This window comes from Streptomyces sp. NPDC000594 (assembly GCF_040299965.1).
GTDB lineage: Bacteria > Actinomycetota > Actinomycetes > Streptomycetales > Streptomycetaceae > Streptomyces.
Map to the genome: position 1 here is coordinate 162299 of NZ_JBEPCY010000004.1, position 16963 is coordinate 179261.

Sequence of the window (16963 nt, forward strand, 5' to 3'; positions counted from 1 at the left end):
ACTCTAGCGACCGGACGGCGGCCCGCCGGACAGGGCCGCCCCATGGCTCTTGACAGTGACGGACGGCGCGTCAAATCTGGGCGGAGCGCCGTACGGCGGAGGGCATCGGGCCCGGGAGCGCCGGACGGCCGGGGAGGCGGCGATGCCCACGGCCCGTGAGTCCCTGCTGGATGCCGCGCAGACGGCGCTGGCCCGCATTCCCTGGTCGGGGGTGCGGATGGTCGATGTCGCCCTCGCCGCCGGGCTCTCCCGGCAGACCCTGTACAACGAGTTCGGCAGCAAGGACGGACTCGCCCGCGCCCTGGTGCGGCGCGAGGCGGACACCTATCTCCATGGTGTGGACCGGGTGCTGGAACGGACGGCCGGGCCGCTCGACACCGTGGTGGCGCTCGCCGAGTGGACCGTCGGCGAGGCCCGCGCCCGGCCCCTGCTGCACGCCCTGCTCACTGGGTGCTGGGGCGAGCGGCTCCCCGTACCCCGGCCGGTCCGGACGGGTGCCGTCCCCGCCGTCTCCCCCGCGCAGCGCCGGGCCGACGCCGGGCTGCCGGGCCCGGCGGAGGTGGTGGCGCTGGTACGGGACCGGTCGCTGGCGGCGCTGTTGCCCCGGGGCCGCTGGGGGACCGCCACCGTGACTCCGTGCGCGGGGCCCGGTGGGCTGGCGGACCGCTGCGAACTGGCCCTGCGGCTCGCGCTCTCCTGTGTGGTGGCCCCCGCCCCGGACGGCGTCGGCGCGCTGGTGCGCCGGGCGGTCGGGGCGGCGGAGGGCAGCCGTTCCCCGGGGCTCCCGGTGCCGGAGGAGAGCCGCTCCGCAGGGTTCCCGGTGCCGGAGGGCAGCCGCTCCGCATCGCCTCCGGCTCAGTGGGCCGAGCCGGACAGCTGAAGCCCGATCACCCCGAGGATCACCAGGCTGATCGACACGATCTTGAGCGCGGAGACCAGATCGCCGAGGAAGACCATCCCGTAGATCGCGGTACCGGCCGCCCCGATCCCCGTCCACACCGCGTAGGCCGGCCCCACGTCGAGCCGTTTCAGGGCCAGGGTCAGCAGCCCGAAGCTGCTCAGGGCGAAGGCGGCGAAGGCGACCGTCGGCCAGAGCCGGGTGAACCCGTGGGACAGCTTCAGACAGACGGCGAACCCGGTCTCCAGCAGTCCGGCGATCACCACCAGCAGCCACGCCATGGGCAGTGCCTCCCTGTCGGCCGACGACCGCTCCGGATGACCGCTCCGGGCGACCGCTCCGGCGGATGTGGCGCGATTGTAGGCACCCGGACACCCCGAAAGGGGGAAATGTCCCCCTGTCGGGTGGGCGCGTCATCACACCGGGCCGGGCCCGGGGAGGAAGGCGGGGAGGGCGGTGGTGCGGGCCGGTCAGTCGCCCTCGTGCCGCTCGCGGGTGGCGAGCAGCCGGCGCAGTGAGTGGAGCCGGGCCGGATCGGCGTGCCCCTCGGCGACCCACTGGTCCAGCGCGCACTCGGGCTCGTCGTGGCTGCAACCGCGCGGGCAGTTCTCCGTACCCGGTTCCAGGTCCGGGAAGGCGTGGATCACCCGGGTCGGGTCCACATGGTTCAGACCGAAGGACCGGACGCCGGGGGTGTCGATGACCCAGCCGCCCCGGGCGTCGGCCAGCGGCAGGGCGAGCGCCGATGTGGTGGTGTGCCGGCCGCGCCCGGTGACCGCGTTGACATGGCCGGTGCTCCGGCGCCGTTCCTCCGGCACCAGCGCGTTGACCAGGGTGGTCTTCCCCACTCCGGAGTGTCCGACGAAGGCCGTGGTCCGGCCCGCGAGATACTCGTGCACCCGGTCGGCGGCGGCCCCGTCCACGAACTCGTCGTGGGTGGTGACCACATGGGGCACGCCCAGGGCCCCGTACATCTGGAGCAGGTCGTCCGCCGGGGCCAGATCCGACTTGGTGAGCACCAGCAGGGGTTCGAGCCCGCCGTCGTAGGCCGCGACCAGACAGCGGTCGATGAGCCGGGGCCGGGGCTCGGGGTCGGCGAGGGCGGTGACGATGGCGAGCTGGTCGGCGTTGGCGACGACGACCCGCTCGTAGGGGTCGTCGTCGTCGGCCGTGCGGCGCAGGACGGAGGCGCGCTCGCCGATCCGCACGATCCGCGCCAGGGTGTCCTTCGCCCCGGAGGTGTCGCCGACCAGCCAGACCCGGTCACCGACGACGGCGGCCTTGCGGCCGAGTTCCCGCGCCTTCATCGCGACGACGAGCCGGTCCTCGACGAGGCAGGTGAGCCGGCCCCGGTCGACGGTGAGGACCATGCCCTCGCTGGCGTCCTCGTGCTTGGGGCGGATATGGGTCCGCGGTCGGTTCCCCTTGCGGTTGGGGCGGACGCGGATGTCGTCCTCGTCGGAGTTCTTGCCGTAGCGCCGCATGCCGAGCCCCGCTCAGTCTTCCGTTCCGAGCATGGAGGTCCACATCCGGGGGAAATCGGGCAGGGTCTTGGCGGTGGTCCCCACATTCTCGATCTCGACACCCTCGACGGCGAGACCGATGATGGCGCCCGCGGTGGCCATCCGGTGGTCGTCGTAGGTGTGGAAGGCGCCGCCGTGCAGCGGGCGGGGGCGGATGTGCAGACCGTCCTCGGTCTCGGTGACATCGCCGCCGAGCCCGTTGATCTCCTTGGTCAGCGCGGCGAGCCGGTCGGTCTCGTGCAGCCGGAGATGGGCCACCCCGCGCAGGGTGGAGGGGGAGTCGGCGAGGGCGGCGACGGCGGCGATGCCCGGGGTCAGCTCGCCGACCTCGCTCAGGTCGACGTCGATGCCGTGGATCCGGCCGGTGCCGGTGAAGGTCAGGCCCGCGTCGGTCAGCTCGCAGGAGCCGCCCATGTCGGTGAAGATCCCGCGCAGCGCGTCACCGGGCTGGGTGGTGTGCCGGGGCCAGTCACGGACGGTGACCCGGCCGCCGGTGATCAGGGCGGCGGCGAGGAAGGGCTGGGCGTTGGAGAGATCGGGCTCGATGGTGATGTCCCGGCCGAGCACGGCGGAGGGGGCGACCCGCCAGACACCCGGCTCACCGCCGGACTCCTCCACGTCGACCTGGGCGCCGGCCGCGCGCAGCATGTCGACGGTCATCCGGATGTGCGGCAGGGAGGGCAGTCGCTCGCCGGTGTTGCGGACCTCGACGCCCTGGTTGAAGCGGGGCGCGGAGAGCAGCAGCGCGGAGACGAACTGCGACGAGGAGGAGGCGTCGACGTCGACCGGGCCGCCGTTGAGGGCGCCGTGTCCGTGCACGGTCAGGGGCAGGGCGCCCCGGCCGTCGTCGTCGATGCGGGCGCCGAGGACGCGCAGCGCGTCGATGACGCCGTGCAGGGGGCGCTCGTACGAGCGGGGGTCGCCGTCGAAGCGGACGGGGCCGTCGGCGAGGGCGGCGACGGGGGGCAGGAAGCGCATCACGGTGCCCGCGTTGCCCACGTCGACGGTGGCGGGGCCGTGCAGACCGGCGGGGGCGACCCGCCAGATCTCGTCCCCGTCGTCGCCGGTGGTCTCCTCGATGCCGACGCCGAGGGCGCGCAGGGCCTGGGCCATCAGCAGGCTGTCACGGGAGCGCAGCGGGCGGCGCAGCACACCGGGCTCGGCGGCGAGGGCGGCCAGGACGAGGGCGCGGTTGGTGACCGACTTCGATCCCGGCACGGTCACCGTCGCGTCGACGGCTCCCCTCGCGTAGGGGGCTGGCCAGAGGACGGGGTGCACGGGCGCTTCGGTCATGCGCCCCACTCTAGTGCTGTGACCGTGGCTCGGCCGAAGCCACGATCTTGATCAAAGCGGCAGGGAGGTGACGAAGGGGTGTCCGGGGCGCGGCGGCCCGGTCAGAGGTCGAGCATCCAGCGGGCGCCGCCGATGAGGCAGGAGAGGGAGAACACATGGAAGAGGAGGAGCCAGAGCCCGGCGGGCACCTGGGTGAGGCGGGAGAGCTGGTCGGCGTCGGAGTCGGGGGCGCCGCCGTGCCGCCGCGTCGCCTGGAGTTCGAAGACCGGGCGCACCCCGCCCAGCAGCAGGAACCAGACCGACCCATAGGCGAACGCCGCCTGGGCGTCGGCCGTGCCCCGCCAGGAGACCAGCAGGAACGCGGCCGAGGTGAGGACGACCGTGAGCATCCCGTACGCGTTGCGGATCCGCACCAGCAGGGCGAGCAGCAGGGCGGTCGCCGCCCAGAGCAGCAGGGTGACCCGGCCGGAGGCGAGCAGCCAGGCGCCGCCGAGGCCGAGGAGGGGCGGGGCGGTGTAGCCGGCGGCGGCGGTGAGGACCATGCCGAGTCCGGTGGGCCGGCCCCGGCTCACGGTCAGTCCGCTGGTGTCGGAGTGCAGCCGTATGCCCTCCAGGGTGCGGCCGGTGAGCAGGGCCACCAGACCGTGGCCGCCCTCGTGGGCGATGGTGACGGCATTGCGCGAGAGCCGCCAGAGCGGCCGGGGGAGGACGAGGGCGAGGGCGGCCACCGCCGTGGCCACGATCAGCCACTGCTCCGGGGCCGGCTGGGTGCCGGTCAGCCGGTCCCACAGCCCGCCGAGGGAAGCGCTACCGAGCGTGGTCAAAACGGAATGAGCGCTTTCTATTTCTGGGGCCATTTCTGGGGTGACTCCTTGTGCGGCGGGCGGGAGTGGCAGTGTGGCACTCATGTGTGGACGGTATGCGGCCAGCCGGCGGCCGGAGGACCTGGTGGACCTCTTCGGCGTGGATAAGTGGGACCCCGATTTCGGTACGGAGAGCCTGGCCCCCGACTGGAACGTGGCCCCCACCAAAGAGGTCTACGCGGTTCTGGAACGCCCCCTGAAAGACGCGGAGGACCGCCGTCCGGTTCGCCAGCTCCGCCGGCTCCGCTGGGGACTGGTGCCGTCCTGGGCCAAGACCCCCGAGGGCGCCGCCCGGATGATCAACGCCCGGTCGGAGACGGTGCACGAGAAGCCCTCCTTCCGGCGCCCCTTCGCCGCCCGGCGCTGCATCGTCCCCGCCGACGGCTATTACGAGTGGGTGACCGGGGAGGGGGAGCGGGAGCTGGAGGAACAGGGGAAGCGGAAACGGCCCCGCAAGCAGCCGTACTTCGTCACCCCGGCGGACGGCTCGGTCTTCGCGATGGCGGGACTGTACGAGTTCTGGCGGGACCGGACCCTGCCCGACGACGACCCCCGGGCCTGGTGGGCCACCTGCACCGTCCTGACGACCGAGGCGGAGAAGGGGCCGCTCGGAGTGGCACCGGCCCAGGGCCCGCACTCCCTGGCGGAGATCCACCCCCGGATGCCGCTGATGCTCACCCCCGACCTCTGGGACGCCTGGCTGGACCCGGGGACGACCCAGGTGGAACGGCTCGTACCGCTGCTCGCGCCCCCGCCGGAGGGGCTGATGAGGGCATACCCGGTGACCACGGCGGTCAGTAATGTCCGCAACAACGGACCGGAGTTGCTGACCGAGCTGGAGGGCCCGGAGGAGGAAACACTCTTCTGACGCCGCCCCCGCCCGCCCCCTCGGGGCAGGATGACCCCGTGACCACGGACCCCATTGACACCGTCGACATCATCGACACCGGCCCCACCGGCCCCGCCCGGATCCTCTGGCACCCCGCCGACCGCCCCCGCCGCGTCCTCGCCCTCGGCCATGGCGCGGGCGGCGGCACCGCCACCCGTGATCTCCTCGCCCTCGCCGCCGCCCTCCCCGCCGACGGGATCACCGTCGCCCTGGTGGAGCAGCCCTGGCGGGTCGCCGGAAAGAAGGTCGCCCCCGCCCCGAAGACCCTCGACACCGCCTGGCGCGGCCTCTGGCCCGCCCTGCTGCGCCCCGGCCTCCCGGTGATCGCGGGCGGGCGCAGCGCGGGCGCCCGGGTCGCCTGCCGCACCGGCCGGGAGCTGGGCGCCACCGCCGTACTCGCGCTCTCCTTCCCCCTTCACCCGCCCGGCCGCCCCGAGCGCTCCCGCGCCGACGAGCTGCTCTCCACCGGGCTGCCCACCCTGGTGGTCCAAGGCGGCCACGATCCCTTCGGCCGGCCCGCCGAGTTCCCCGAAGGGGCGTACGACCTGGTGGAGATCGCGGAGGCCGACCATGGCTTCGCCGTCCCCCGGCGGGCGGGTATCACCGAGGAGACCACTGTGACAACGATCACGGAAGCGGTCCGTGCCTGGGCCCGGACCCTGGGGGAATGACCCGGCGCTCCACCCTGTTGCACCGAGTGTCAGGACGTCAGCAGCAGAGCATGGAGTAGGGAGTCCCGCGCATGGGTTCGACCATCTGCCCCCGCCGCACCGGCACGGCCGAGCTGGAGTGGACCGTGCTCACCGCGGCGCGGACGGCCCCCGGCCGGACCCCCCGCGGACTCGGCCGACAGGATCCCCAGGCCACAGGTCGACTATTCTCCGAAGCGAACGGGTCCGCACCCGGACCCGGATCATCGGAGGAGGTGGGTCCGGTCACTGGGACCGACGACGGCCAGACGGCACAGCCCGCGGAGACGGCTGCCGAGCGCAACGCCCGCTTCGAGCGGGACGCTCTCGGATTCCTGGACCAGATGTACTCCGCAGCGTTGCGCATGACGCGCAACCCCGCCGACGCCGAGGACCTGGTGCAGGAGACCTTTGCCAAGGCGTACGGCTCCTTCCACCAGTTCCGTGAGGGCACCAACCTCAAGGCGTGGCTGTACCGGATCCTGACCAATACGTTCATCAACTCGTACCGCAAGAAGCAGCGCGAACCCCAGCGCAGCGCGGCCGAGGAGATCGAGGACTGGCAGCTCGCGCGCGCCGAGTCGCATATGTCGACCGGTCTGCGCTCCGCCGAGTCCCAGGCCCTCGACCACCTGCCCGACTCCGATGTGAAGTCCGCGCTCCAGGCGATCCCCGAGGAGTTCCGGATCGCCGTCTATCTCGCGGACGTCGAAGGCTTTGCCTACAAGGAGATCGCGGACATCATGGGTACGCCCATCGGTACGGTGATGTCCCGTCTGCACCGGGGCCGCCGCCAGCTGCGCGGCATGCTGGAGGACTACGCGCGTGAGCGCGGACTCGTACCGGCCGGTGCCGGGGAGTCGGACAAAGCGAAAGGTTCGGGCTCATGAGCTGCGGAGACCCGCACGAGACGGACTGCTCGGAGGTGCTCGACCATCTCTATGAGTTCCTTGACCGGGAGATGCCGGACAGCGACTGCACCAAGTTCGAGTCGCACTTCGAGGAGTGCTCCCCCTGCCTGGAGAAGTACGGTCTGGAGCAGGCCGTCAAGAAGCTGGTCAAGCGGTGCTGCGGCCATGACGACGTCCCCGCCGATCTGCGGGCGAAGGTCATGGGCCGGATCGATCTGATCCGCTCCGGACAGACCGTCCCGGACGAGGACGTCACCGTCACGGCGGAGGCCCCCCGGGGCGACTGACCGCCCGCCGTACCGGTAGCCGTACCCGGACCGGTACCCGCCGCCGTACCCGTACCACCCGCACGCGGGATATGGATGTACGGGGATCTGTACGCGCGTCTGTACGAAGAGGGCGCGCCCGGCCGGACCGGGCGCGCCCTCTTCGTACGTACCCGCTGTCACTCGTCTGTGCGAACAACGGCCGACGCGGCGGCACCACCCGTCCCGACTCGCTAGCGTGACGCGCGAGAGGCGAAGGGGGGCGGCGCCGTGAGGGCTGTACCGGCGACGGCACGCGCGTACATTCTCTGCGTCGCGCTGTGCGCGGTGGCGTGCGCACTGCCCGCGCTCCGGCAGCAGAGCCAGGCGGGCTGGACCGGCTGGACGGTCGTGGGGCTGTTGGCCGTGCTCTACGCGGGGTGCGAGCTGCCCTCCCGCTGCCGCCATCTCGGCCCCTCCGTCCCGGTGAGCGCCGGCTCCTTCTTCCCCGTCCTGCTCGCCGCCGCCTTTCTGCTGCCCCCGGCCGCCGCCGCGCTGGTCGCCGTCCCCGGGGCGCTGCTCGGACAGGTCACCGGCGCCCCCGTGACGCTCCGCCGGATCTGGCGCGCCGCCCAGCTCGCCCTGGCCACCTGGTCCGCCGCGACCACCGACGCGCTGCTCGGCGGCGAGGTGGCGCTCGGCGGGACCGCCGCCCCCCGCTTCCCCCACGCCCTGCTCCCCGCCGCCGCCGCGGCCCTGGTCTTCTGCCTGGTCCTCACCGTGCTGGAGGCCGGGATCCTGGCCACCGCCGAGCGCCAGCGGGCGCGCACCGCCTGGCGCGGGCTGCTGCTGCGCTCCCTGGTGCCCCATCTGGTGCACGGGCTCGCCGGGCTGATGATGGCGGTCCTGTGGACCAGCCCCTACGGCCCGGTCTCCGCCCTCTTCGTCCTGCTGCCCATGTACATCTCGTGCTGGCTCTTCGCCCAGTACCACCGGGAGCGCTTCGCCCATCAGGCCACCATCCGCTCCCTGGTGCAGGCCGTCGACCTCAAGGACCGCTACACCCGCGGCCACAGCGAGCGGGTCGGCCGGGCCTCCGTGCTGATCGCCCGCGAGCTGAGCTGGGACGAACGCCGTACCGAGGTCATCCGCTTCGCCGGGATCCTGCACGATGTGGGCAAGCTGGGCGTACCCACCCGGATCCTGCGCAAGGAGGGGCCGCTCACCCCCGACGAACGCCGGGTGATCCAGCTGCACCCCGAGTACGGCCATGAGATCGTGCGCGGCATCGGCTTCCTGGGCGAGGCGCGCTCGGCCATCCTCCACCACCACGAACGGATGGACGGTACCGGCTACCCCTGCGGGCTGGCCGGGGAGCGGATCCCCGAGGTCGCCCGGGTGGTGGCGGTCGCCGACGCCTTCGACGCGATGACCTCGACCCGCTCCTACTCCCGGGCCCGGCCGGTGCCGGTCGCCCTGGCGGAGCTGCGGCGGTGCGCGGGTGCCCAGTTCGACTCCCGGATGGTGGAGGCGCTGGTGCGCGCGCTGGAGCGGCACGGCTGGGAGACGGAGGTCACCTCCGACGACACCACCGACCCGGGCGGCAGGACCGATGCGGCCGCCCGCACCGAGCCGTACGCCAGGACCGAGCACGCCGGACCGACCGACCCCGCCGCCCGCACCGAGCAGGGCTCCAGGGCCGAGCCGTACGTCAAGACCGAGCAGGGCGGCAGGGCCGAGCCCGCCGGGCGGAGCGGCTCCGGACCGGGGGGACGGAGCGGCACGGGACCGGGCGGGGCCACCGGCCCCGGCATCCCCTCCCAGCCCGTGCGGGTCGCCGGGCGCGCACCCACCCGGGGCGGTCCCGCATGAGCCCCCGCCCCTCCCTGCCCCGACCCCGGAAACAGCCCCGGAGCCGGCCCCGGCCCTGGAACCGGAATCGGACCAGGCCCTGTGCGGGCCCCCGCCCACGCAGGCCCCGGGCCCGGATGCTCCCCCGCCCCGGCACCGTCGTCCTGGCCCTGCTCCACACCGGCGCCGCACTCCTCGTCGTCACCGCCCTCGCCGCCACCCTCCGTGACGGCCTCCACGCACCCGGCAAGGCCCTCGCCTTCGGCGCCCTCATCGCCGTCGGGGAGCTGGCCCGCTGGGGCGCCGCCCCCGGGGAGCGCGAGCCCGCCCCACTGGGCGCCGCCGGGGTCCTCGCCTACGCCCTCCTCGGCGAATGCGGCGGCACCCCCACCAGCCATGGCGTCCCCCAGGTCGTCACCGTCGTCGCCGCCGGAGTCCTCACCGGCGCCCTGCCCCAGCTCGCCCGTACCCCCGGACCCGCCCTGGACCACGCCGTCCGGCGCGTCATGACCGCCACCTTCGCCGCCGTCTGCTTCCAGCCCATCTACAACTCCGGCGAGCTGGTCCAGTGGGCGCAGGGCTCCTCGTACGCCCTCTTCCTGCTGGTCCTCACCGTCCTGACCGCGCTCTGTGACGCCGTCGTCGTCGCCCTGCTGCTCCGCGCCCGCACGGGATTCCCCTACGGCCCCCTCCTGCGGGACGAGCTGCGCGCGCTGCGCGGCATCGGCTCGGCGGTCTGCGCCACCGGGGCCGTCATCGCCCTCGCCGTCGCCGTCGCCGGGCTCTGGGCGCTGCCCGTCTTCTGTGTGCCGCTCCTCCTCACCCAGCTCTCCTTCCGCCGGTACGAGGCGGTCCGCGCCACCTACCGCCAGACCATCGCATCCCTCGCCCGCTCCACCGAGATCGCCGGATACACCTCGCCCGGCCACTCCCGCCGGGTCGCCGCGCTCAGCCTCGCCGTCGGCCGGGAGATGGGGCTCACCGGGGAGGAGCTGACCGTGCTGGAGTACGCCGCCCTCATGCATGACATCGGGCAGCTCTCCCTGGTCGACCCCGTGCCCGACGGGGCGACCGCGCTGCTCCGCCCCGCCGAACAGCGCCGGATCGCCCGGCTCGGCGGGGCCGTGGTCCGGCAGACGGGCGTCCCCGCCGAGGTCGCCGTGGTGGTGGAGCGGATGGCCGATCCCTACCCGGAGCAGCCGCTGACCGCCCGGATCGTCCGGGTGGTCAACGCGTACGACGATCTCTCCGGTGCCGCTACCCCGGGTGGTCCGCTCGGGGCGCTGGAGCGGCTGCGGCTCGGCGCCGGGCGGGAGTACGAGCCGGAGGTCGTGGAGTCCCTGGCCCGGGTCCTCGCCCGGATCGGGCCGGTCGCGCCCCGCCGCTCCCGCCCCGCCGTCCCCGCCCCCTTCCAGGCCGGGGGGACCGGCGCGCACCCGGGTGCTCCGGGCTCCCGGGGCGTCCCGGGCACCGCCGGGGACTGATCCGGCCGGGATCCGGAGCCGATCCTGAGCCGATCCGGTCGCGGGATCCGCCCCGCTGTGCCTCCGACAGGCGTCTGCGCCCCTGCCCCCAGGGGTAACCCATGGGTAATGAGCCAGCCTTAAGGCGGGCATGGTTGGATGCGAAGAGAGAGAAGGTCGGCGTCAAGCGGGCACACGAACGAACGTCAGGAAGTACACCAACAGCGTCCGGGAACATCACCCGAACGACCGGCAGGCGGTAATCGTGAAGATCTTCGGGAAGGTACGGCATCGACCGTCCGCCTCGTGGCGGAAGGCCACCGACCGCGCGTTCACCCTGATCGGCGACGGCCGGTACGAGGACGCGGGCGCGTTGCTGACCAGAGCGGCGGATCTGGAGCCCTGGCTCTCCGAGTCCTGGTTCAACCTCGCCCTGCTGCACAAGTTCCGCCATGACTGGGAGCAGGCGCGGGCCGCCGGACTGCGGGCCGTGGCCCTGCTCGACCGGAGCGCCGGCGCCCCCGACTGGTGGAATGTCGGGATCGCCGCCACCGCCCTCCAGGACTGGCCGCTGGCCCGCCGCGCCTGGCAGGCGTACGGCCTGAAGGTCCCCGGCCTGCCCGCCCGGGGCGGCCCGGCCCTCGCCCCCGACCGGGAACCGCTCGCCATGGACCTCGGCAGCGCCGCCGTACGGCTCTCCCCCGAGGGCGAGGCCGAGGTGGTCTGGGGCCGCCGGCTCGACCCGGCCCGGATCGAGGTGCTCTCCATCCCGCTGCCCTCCTCCGGCCGCCGCTGGGGCGAGGTCGTCCTGCACGACGGCGTCCCCAACGGGGAGCGGACCACCGCCGCCGGCCCCTCGTACCCGGTCTTCGACGAGATCGAGCTGTGGGCGCCCTCACCCGTACCCACCTGGGTGGTTCTGCTGGAGGCGGCCACCGAGGCCGACCGGGACGCCCTGGAGCGGCTCGCCTCCGACGCGGGCTGTGCCGCCGAGGACTGGTCCTCCTCCGTACGGCTGCTCTGCCGCTCCTGCTCCGAGAGCCGGATGCCGAGCGCGGAGGGCGAGGGGGAGCATCTGGACCCGCATGACCACAGCGAGCCCGGCCATCCGGGGCCGCTGGGCCATCGCACCGCCGGGGAGCTGTGGTCGGCGGAGCGCGAGTGCGGGATAGCCGCCCCCGCCTCCCTGGTGCGCGGGCTGCTCGACGGCTGGGTCGCCGACAGTCCGGACACCCGGGAATGGCGGGATCTCGAAGAGGTGTGCTGACCCTCCGCGTCCCGGTCCGCCTCCGCGTCCCGGTCCGCCTCCGCGTCCCGGTCCGCCTCCGCGTCCCGGTCCGCCTCCGCGTCCCGGTCCGCCCCGCACCTCGCCCTCCGTACCCGATGCCCCGCCCTGTCCCTTCCCGCTCCTTCCCGCTCCTTCCCGTCTCTCCCCACTCCTTCCGGGGCCTTCCGGGCTCTTCCGCGACGCGCCGGTGACGACTGCCCGTAGGCTGTACGGACAGCGTGTGCCCGGTCGGCCGTCGGCCGGCCGGGGACGGTCGCTCACCCAGCACCGAGGACCGAGGAAGGCGTACGGCAGACATGGCGTCGCAGCAGGAGACCGACCAGCAGGTCAAGGAGACCTTTGCCGTGGACGACGACGGCTTTGTCGTGGACACGGAGGACTGCGAGGCGCGTGAGGCCGCCTTCCGGGAGCGCGGGACCTCGCGTCCCATCACGGTCGTCGGCAATCCGGTCCTCCACCAGGAGTGCCAGGACGTCACCGTGTTCGACGAGGAGCTGGCCCGGCTGGTCGACGACATGTTCGCCAGCCAGCGCACCGCCGAGGGCGTGGGCCTGGCCGCCAACCAGATCGGCGTCGGCCGCAAGGTCTTCGTCTACGACTGCCCGGACGACGACGGCGTCCGCCATGTCGGCTATGTGATCAACCCGGTCCTCGCCGAGCTGCCCCCGGAGCGCCGGGCGCTCGACAGCTCCAATGAGGGCTGCCTCTCCGTGCCGACCGCCTACGCCGAGCTGGCCCGCCCCGACTACGCCGAGGTCAGCGGCGTGGATCTGCACGGCAACCCGATCAAGGTGCGGGGCACCGGCTACTTCGCCCGCTGCCTCCAGCACGAGACCGACCACCTCTACGGTCAGCTCTACATCGACCGGCTCTCCAAGCGGGACCGCAAGGACGCGCTGCGGCAGATGGCGGAGGGCACCCCCCGCTACCCGGTCGTCGCCAACGACTGACCCCGGCCACCCCCGGGGACGACATGCGGAAGGGCCCCGCTCGCATCATCGCGAGCGGGGCCCTTCCGCTGTGGCCGGGGCCGGCCCGACCGAACCGACGGGTCCGGCCGGGTCAGACGGTCAGAAGTCCTCGCCGAGGTCCACCGAACCCTCGACCGCCACCTGGTAGGCGGAGGGACGGCGCTCGAAGAAGTTGGTCAGCTCCTGGACACCCTGAAGCTCCATGAAGGAGAAGGGGTTCTCCGAGCCGTACACCGGGGCGAAGCCCAGCCGTACCAGCCGCTGGTCCGCGACGCACTCCAGGTACTCGCGCATCGACTCGGTGTTCATGCCCGGCAGACCGTCGCCGCACAGGTCCTGGCCGAACTGCAGCTCGGCCTCGACGGCCTCCCGCAGCATGTCGGTGACCTGCTGCTGAAGGGCGTCGTCGAACAGCTCCGGCTCCTCCTTGCGGACCGTGTCCACGACCTCGAAGGCGAAGTTCATGTGCATGGTCTCGTCACGGAAGACCCAGTTGGTGCCGGTGGCCAGGCCGTGCAGCAGCCCGCGCGAGCGGAACCAGTACACATAGGCGAAGGCCCCGTAGAAGAACAGCCCCTCGATACAGGCGGCGAAGCAGATCAGGTTGAGCAGGAAACGACGGCGGTCGGCCTGGGTCTCCAGCTGGTCCAGCTTCTCGACCGAGTCCATCCACTTGAAGCAGAACTGCGCCTTCTCGCGGATGGAGGGGATGTTCTCGACGGCCGCGAAGGCCGCCGTGCGGTCCTCCGGGTCGGGGAGATAGGTGTCCAGCAGCGTCAGATAGAACTGGACGTGCACGGCCTCCTCGAAGAGCTGCCGGCTGAGGTAGAGCCGGGCCTCGGGGGAGTTGATGTGCTTGTAGAGCGTCAGCACCAGATTGTTGGCGACGATCGAGTCACCGGTGGCGAAGAAGGCCACCAGCCGGCCGATCAGATGCTGCTCACCGGGGGTGAGCTTGGCCAGGTCGGCCACGTCGGAGTGGAGGTCCACCTCCTCGACGGTCCAGGTGTTCTTGATCGCGTCCCGGTAGCGCTCGTAGAAGTCGGGGTAGCGCATCGGGCGGAGGGTGAGCTCGAAGCCGGGGTCGAGCAGATTCTTCTCGGTCATGACAGTCGGCGGCGCGGGGCGCCGTCCTCCAGAGGTGGGGAGCGGGGCGGGGAGGGGGCTTACTGGCAGGCTTCGCAGGACTCGGGGTTCTCCAGGGAGCATGCGACCGCGTCGTCCTGCGAGACCTGCTGCACCGGGACGGTGGCCGTCGCGGCGGGCACGGTGCTGGCACCGGCGGCGCGCGCGATCCGGGTCGCCGGGCGGGACCGCAGGTAGTACGTGGTCTTCAGCCCCTGCTTCCAGGCGTAGGCGTACATCGAGCTGAGCTTGCCGATGGTCGGCGTCTCCAGGAAGAGGTTCAGCGACTGCGACTGGTCGATGTACGGGGTCCGCGCGGCGGCCATGTCGATCAGACCGCGCTGGGGGATCTCCCAGGCCGTGCGGTACAGGTCGCGCACCTCGTCCGGGACCCAGCCGAAGCCCTGGATGGAGCCATTGGCGTCGCGCAGTGCCTCACGGGTCTGGGCGTCCCAGACACCGAGCCGCTTCAGCTCCGCCACCAGATAGGAGTTGACCTGGAGGAACTCGCCGGAGAGGGTCTCCCGCTTGAAGAGGTTGGAGACCTGCGGCTCGATGCACTCGTACACACCGGCGATGGAGGCGATGGTCGCGGTCGGCGCGATGGCCAGGACCAGCGAGTTGCGCATACCGGTGGTGGCGATCCGCTCGCGCAGCGCGGCCCAGCGCTCGGGCCAGTGGTGCTCGACCCCGTAGTGGTCCGGGTGGAGCACGCCCTGTGCGGTACGGGTCTTCTCCCAGGCGGGGAGCGGTCCGTTGCGCTCGGCGAGATCGGTGGAGGCCTCGTACGCGGCGAGCATGATCCGCTCGGAGATCCGGGTGGAGAGCGCGCGGGCCTCGGCGGAGTCGAAGGGCAGCCGCAGCTGGAAGAAGACGTCCTGGAGGCCCATGGCGCCCAGGCCCACCGGGCGCCAGGTGGAGTTGGAGCGGCCCGCCTGCTCGGTCGGGTAGAAGTTGATGTCGACGACCCGGTCGAGGAAGGTCACCGCGGTCCGTACGGTGGCGTCCAGCCGCTCCCAGTCGATGTCCCCGCCGCTGACGAAGGCGCCGAGGTTGACCGAGCCGAGGTTGCAGACGGCGGTCTCGTCGTCGTTGGTGACCTCCAGGATCTCGGTGCAGAGGTTGGAGGAGTGGACGGTGTGGCCGGGCAGCGCGGTCTGGTTGGCGGTGCGGTTGGCGGCGTCCTTGAAGGTCATCCAGCCGTTGCCGGTCTGGGCCAGGGTGCGCATCATCCGGCCGTACAGCTCACGGGCGGGCATGGTCCGGCGGGCGAGCCCGGCGGCCTCGGCCTTGCGGTAGGCGGCGTCGAACTCCTCGCCCCACAGGTCCACCAGCTCGGGAACGTCGGCGGGGGAGAAGAGCGACCACTCGGTGTCGTCCTGGACCCGGCGCATGAACTCGTCCGGGATCCAGTGGGCGAGGTTGAGGTTGTGGGTGCGCCGGGCGTCCTCGCCGGTGTTGTCGCGCAGCTCCAGGAACTCCTCGATGTCCGCGTGCCAGGTCTCCAGATAGACGGCGGCGGCGCCCTTGCGACGGCCGCCCTGGTTCACGGCGGCGACCGAGGCGTCCAGGGTCTTCAGGAACGGCACGATCCCGTTGGAGTGACCGTTGGTGCCGCGGATCAGGGAGCCGCGGGAGCGGATCCGGGAGTACGACAGACCGATGCCGCCGGCGTGCTTGGAGAGCCGGGCGACCTGGTGGTAGCGGCCGTAGATGGAGTCCAGCTCGTCCTGGGGGGAGTCCAGGAGGTAGCAGGAGGACATCTGCGGGTGGCGGGTGCCCGAGTTGAAGAGGGTGGGCGAGGACGGCAGGTAGTCCAGCCGGCTCATCAGCCCGTAGAGCGCGGCGACCTCGTCCAGCGCCCGCTCCGAGTCGTCCTCGGCCAGTCCGCAGGCCACCCGGAGCATGAAGTGCTGCGGGGTCTCGACCACCTTGCGGGTGATGGGGTGGCGCAGCAGATAGCGGCTGTAGAGGGTGCGCAGTCCGAAGTAGCCGAAGCGGTCGTCACCGGCGGTGTCGATCAGGGCGTCGAGCCGGGCGGCGTGCCGGATGACCAGGTCGGCGGTCCGGTCGGCGATCAGGCCCTCGGCATGGCCGACGGCGACCGAGGCGGAGAAGGAGACGGCACCCTGGCTCGCGGCCTCCTCGGCGATGGTGATGGTCAGCAGCCGGGCGGCGAGCCGGGAGTAGGCGGGGTCCTCGGAGATCAGGCCCGCGGCGGCGTCGGTGGCCAGTCCACGCAGCTCGGCCGTGTCCGATCCGGGGTGCCGGCCGCGGAGTGCGGCGGCGGCGACCCGTCCGGGGTCGGTGTCCGGCAGATCGACGGTGAGGTCGGTGAGGGTCCGCAGCAGGGCGGTTCCGGGGCCGTCCTCGCTCTGCCCGGGGACGGGCACGGATGCCCCTCCGGCGACCTGGGGGCGCTTGACCCCGGAGATCTGCTCGGCGCTGTCCGAAGCCGGATCGGCTGGCGCGATGGTCACGTGGGGCTCTCCCTCGCTCGGCTCGCGGGCCAGGAGGTGGGAGGGCAGGCCGCAGGGCGCGCACCCCTGCGCGGGCCGCGTTCCTGTCGGCGTCCCCAGCCCTTACCGCGAGGCCCGGACGTATCGGCGCCCGGGACGGTCGACCCGGGCGCGCCGTCGGCAGACGTTCGGACTGGCGGGTACGACAAAGGCACCACGGCACACCGTTGCGGGACAGTTCCGGATTCTCACCGGATTCCTCTGCGTCGACAGCGAGATGAGCATACATGTGGTGGCGATGGGTGGTGATGCCCCCCAGATGTTGTGTCGTGGGGGTGGCGGTGGGTGAGCTGAGCGTAAGCGTCCGGAGGGGCTTCGCGGGTCCGGCCATTCAGGGATGGAGTCCGCTGGATGGGGGAAATCACCCCGAGTGTGTATGCTGGACGGCAGCATTTATGTATGCGCTCTGGGTGAATTCGCATACATGCTCGCATG

General features: G+C 72.6%; 15 protein-coding genes and 1 riboswitch. Of the genes, 9 read left to right on the top strand and 6 right to left on the bottom strand.

The window, feature by feature from the left end; genetic code table 11:
• Positions 1-142 precede the first annotated feature (142 nt).
• Positions 143-880, top strand: a complete 738-nt coding sequence (locus tag ABT354_RS07960) for a TetR/AcrR family transcriptional regulator (protein WP_351490522.1) — start codon at positions 143-145, stop codon at positions 878-880.
• On the opposite strand, the gene ABT354_RS07965 is transcribed toward ABT354_RS07960, so the two are convergent.
• The 4 genes from ABT354_RS07965 to ABT354_RS07980 all read right to left on the bottom strand — a co-directional run bounded on the left by ABT354_RS07965 (position 856) and on the right by ABT354_RS07980 (position 4571).
• Positions 856-1179: a DMT family transporter gene (locus tag ABT354_RS07965; protein ID WP_351490525.1), complete on the bottom strand. Its 324-nt coding sequence runs from the start codon at positions 1177-1179 to the stop codon at positions 856-858. The two genes, ABT354_RS07960 and ABT354_RS07965, sit on opposite strands and share 25 nt — an antisense overlap.
• Before the next feature lie 189 nt (positions 1180-1368).
• Positions 1369-2382 carry a ribosome small subunit-dependent GTPase A gene (gene rsgA / locus ABT354_RS07970; protein WP_351490528.1) on the bottom strand — a complete coding sequence of 338 codons (1014 nt, stop codon included), beginning with the start codon at positions 2380-2382 and terminating at the stop codon, positions 1369-1371.
• 12 nt (positions 2383-2394) lie between these two features.
• On the bottom strand, positions 2395-3714 hold the full coding sequence (gene aroA, locus ABT354_RS07975) for a 3-phosphoshikimate 1-carboxyvinyltransferase (RefSeq protein ID WP_351490531.1): 1320 nt from the start codon (positions 3712-3714) through the stop codon (positions 2395-2397).
• 101 nt (positions 3715-3815) lie between these two features.
• Positions 3816-4571: a M50 family metallopeptidase gene (locus tag ABT354_RS07980; RefSeq protein WP_351491127.1), complete on the bottom strand. Its 756-nt coding sequence runs from the start codon at positions 4569-4571 to the stop codon at positions 3816-3818.
• Between the two features lie 49 nt (positions 4572-4620).
• Between ABT354_RS07980 and ABT354_RS07985 the strand changes: the two genes are divergently transcribed.
• The 8 genes from ABT354_RS07985 to def all read left to right on the top strand — a co-directional run bounded on the left by ABT354_RS07985 (position 4621) and on the right by def (position 12863).
• Positions 4621-5445, top strand: coding sequence for an SOS response-associated peptidase (locus tag ABT354_RS07985; protein WP_351490533.1), 825 nt, complete (start codon positions 4621-4623; stop codon positions 5443-5445).
• A gap of 38 nt (positions 5446-5483) precedes the next feature.
• Positions 5484-6137: an alpha/beta hydrolase family protein gene (locus ABT354_RS07990; RefSeq protein ID WP_351490536.1), complete on the top strand. Its 654-nt coding sequence runs from the start codon at positions 5484-5486 to the stop codon at positions 6135-6137.
• Positions 6138-6391: 254 nt separating this feature from the next.
• Positions 6392-7045: a sigma-70 family RNA polymerase sigma factor gene (locus tag ABT354_RS07995; RefSeq protein WP_502983368.1), complete on the top strand. Its 654-nt coding sequence runs from the start codon at positions 6392-6394 to the stop codon at positions 7043-7045.
• Complete coding sequence (rsrA, locus tag ABT354_RS08000) at positions 7042-7353, top strand: mycothiol system anti-sigma-R factor (RefSeq protein WP_351490540.1); 312 nt, start codon at positions 7042-7044, stop codon at positions 7351-7353. The genes ABT354_RS07995 and rsrA overlap by 4 nt, the downstream gene beginning before the upstream one ends.
• Positions 7354-7602: 249 nt before the next feature.
• Positions 7603-9183: an HD-GYP domain-containing protein gene (locus tag ABT354_RS08005; RefSeq protein WP_351490542.1), complete on the top strand. Its 1581-nt coding sequence runs from the start codon at positions 7603-7605 to the stop codon at positions 9181-9183.
• 116 nt (positions 9184-9299) lie between these two features.
• The gene (locus ABT354_RS08010; RefSeq protein ID WP_351490544.1) at positions 9300-10646 is read left to right on the top strand and encodes an HD-GYP domain-containing protein; all 1347 of its coding nucleotides are present in this window, start codon (positions 9300-9302) and stop codon (positions 10644-10646) included.
• 244 nt (positions 10647-10890) lie between these two features.
• Positions 10891-11892: a tetratricopeptide repeat protein gene (locus ABT354_RS08015; RefSeq protein ID WP_351490546.1), complete on the top strand. Its 1002-nt coding sequence runs from the start codon at positions 10891-10893 to the stop codon at positions 11890-11892.
• 317 nt (positions 11893-12209) lie between these two features.
• Positions 12210-12863, top strand: coding sequence for a peptide deformylase (def, locus tag ABT354_RS08020; protein ID WP_351490548.1), 654 nt, complete (start codon positions 12210-12212; stop codon positions 12861-12863).
• Between the two features lie 120 nt (positions 12864-12983).
• Here the strand turns inward: def and ABT354_RS08025 are convergent, their stop codons facing one another.
• Both ABT354_RS08025 and ABT354_RS08030 read right to left on the bottom strand, forming a co-directional pair.
• Positions 12984-13991: a ribonucleotide-diphosphate reductase subunit beta gene (locus ABT354_RS08025; protein WP_351490550.1), complete on the bottom strand. Its 1008-nt coding sequence runs from the start codon at positions 13989-13991 to the stop codon at positions 12984-12986.
• A 59-nt stretch (positions 13992-14050) separates the two neighbouring features.
• On the bottom strand, positions 14051-16489 hold the full coding sequence (locus tag ABT354_RS08030; protein WP_351490553.1) for a ribonucleoside-diphosphate reductase subunit alpha: 2439 nt from the start codon (positions 16487-16489) through the stop codon (positions 14051-14053).
• A 153-nt stretch (positions 16490-16642) separates the two neighbouring features.
• Positions 16643-16741: riboswitch (adenosylcobalamin-variant (AdoCbl-variant) riboswitch) on the bottom strand.
• Positions 16742-16963 lie beyond the last annotated feature (222 nt).

What these genes read in the sequence shown, in the direction of transcription:
- ABT354_RS07965 (WP_351490525.1), bottom strand. Translation starts at nt 1,179, where the DNA reads ATGGCGTGGCTGCTGGTGGTGATCGCCGGACTGCTGGAGACCGGGTTC.
- rsrA (WP_351490540.1), top strand. Translation starts at nt 7,042, where the DNA reads ATGAGCTGCGGAGACCCGCACGAGACGGACTGCTCGGAGGTGCTCGAC.
- aroA (WP_351490531.1), bottom strand. Translation starts at nt 3,714, where the DNA reads ATGACCGAAGCGCCCGTGCACCCCGTCCTCTGGCCAGCCCCCTACGCG.
- ABT354_RS07980 (WP_351491127.1), bottom strand. Translation starts at nt 4,571, where the DNA reads ATGGCCCCAGAAATAGAAAGCGCTCATTCCGTTTTGACCACGCTCGGT.
- def (WP_351490548.1), top strand. Translation starts at nt 12,210, where the DNA reads ATGGCGTCGCAGCAGGAGACCGACCAGCAGGTCAAGGAGACCTTTGCC.
- ABT354_RS07985 (WP_351490533.1), top strand. Translation starts at nt 4,621, where the DNA reads ATGTGTGGACGGTATGCGGCCAGCCGGCGGCCGGAGGACCTGGTGGAC.
- ABT354_RS08010 (WP_351490544.1), top strand. Translation starts at nt 9,300, where the DNA reads ATGCTCCCCCGCCCCGGCACCGTCGTCCTGGCCCTGCTCCACACCGGC.
- ABT354_RS08025 (WP_351490550.1), bottom strand. Translation starts at nt 13,991, where the DNA reads ATGACCGAGAAGAATCTGCTCGACCCCGGCTTCGAGCTCACCCTCCGC.
- rsgA (WP_351490528.1), bottom strand. Translation starts at nt 2,382, where the DNA reads ATGCGGCGCTACGGCAAGAACTCCGACGAGGACGACATCCGCGTCCGC.
- ABT354_RS07960 (WP_351490522.1), top strand. Translation starts at nt 143, where the DNA reads ATGCCCACGGCCCGTGAGTCCCTGCTGGATGCCGCGCAGACGGCGCTG.